The organism is Mycobacterium sp. 852002-30065_SCH5024008 (assembly GCF_001665645.1).
Lineage (GTDB): Bacteria > Actinomycetota > Actinomycetes > Mycobacteriales > Mycobacteriaceae > Mycobacterium > Mycobacterium paraffinicum.
The window spans coordinates 1-784 of record NZ_LZSZ01000110.1; the positions used below are offsets into that span (position 1 = coordinate 1).

Sequence of the window (784 nt, forward strand, 5' to 3'; positions counted from 1 at the left end):
GCCGAGGAAATCCTGGCCGACATCTACGCCCAAATCCTCGGACTCGAACGCGTCGGGGTCGACGACTCGTTCTTCGAACTGGGGGGAGATTCGTTGTCGGCGATGCGCCTGATCGCGGCGGTCAACACCAGCCTGAATACCGACTTGTCGGTGCGGGCCATCTTTGAGGCGCCCACCATCGCCCAGTTAGCACCCCGCATCAGTGCCGAGGGGGGCGGACTTGCGCCGTTGGTGATCCAACAGCGGCCGGCTGTGGTGCCGTTGTCGTTTGCCCAGTCGCGGTTGTGGTTTATCGATCAGTTGTTGGGCCCGTCGGCGGTTTACAACATGCCTGTGGCGCTGCGCCTGCAGGGGCCCCTGGATACCGATGCGTTGGGGGTGGCCCTGGGTGATGTGGTGGGCCGCCATGAAAGCCTGCGCACCATCTTCCCCACGATCGACGGAATCCCCCACCAGGTTGTAGTGCCCGCCGGGCAGGCCGATTTCGGTTGGGCCGTGGTGGATGCCAGCGGCTGGCTGCCCGAGCGGCTCGAGGAGGCCATCGCCGCGGTGGCGGGGTATCGGTTTGATCTGGCGGTCGAGATTCCGTTGCGGGCCCAGCTTTTCCGCCTCGACGAGGATGAGTATGTGTTGGTGGCGGTGGCGCATCATATCGTCGCGGATGGCTGGTCGATCACCCCGCTGATACAGGATCTGGGCATCGCCTATGCCAGCCGCACTCAAGGCCAGGCCCCGGCCTGGGCGCCGTTGGCGGTGCAGTATGCCGATTACACGCTGTGGCAGC

The 784-nt window shown here is 65.1% G+C and carries 1 protein-coding gene; it reads left to right on the top strand.

The window, feature by feature from the left end; genetic code table 11:
• Positions 1-784: condensation domain-containing protein (locus A5781_RS15320; protein WP_231990721.1), on the top strand; the 784-nt coding region annotated here is incomplete at both ends.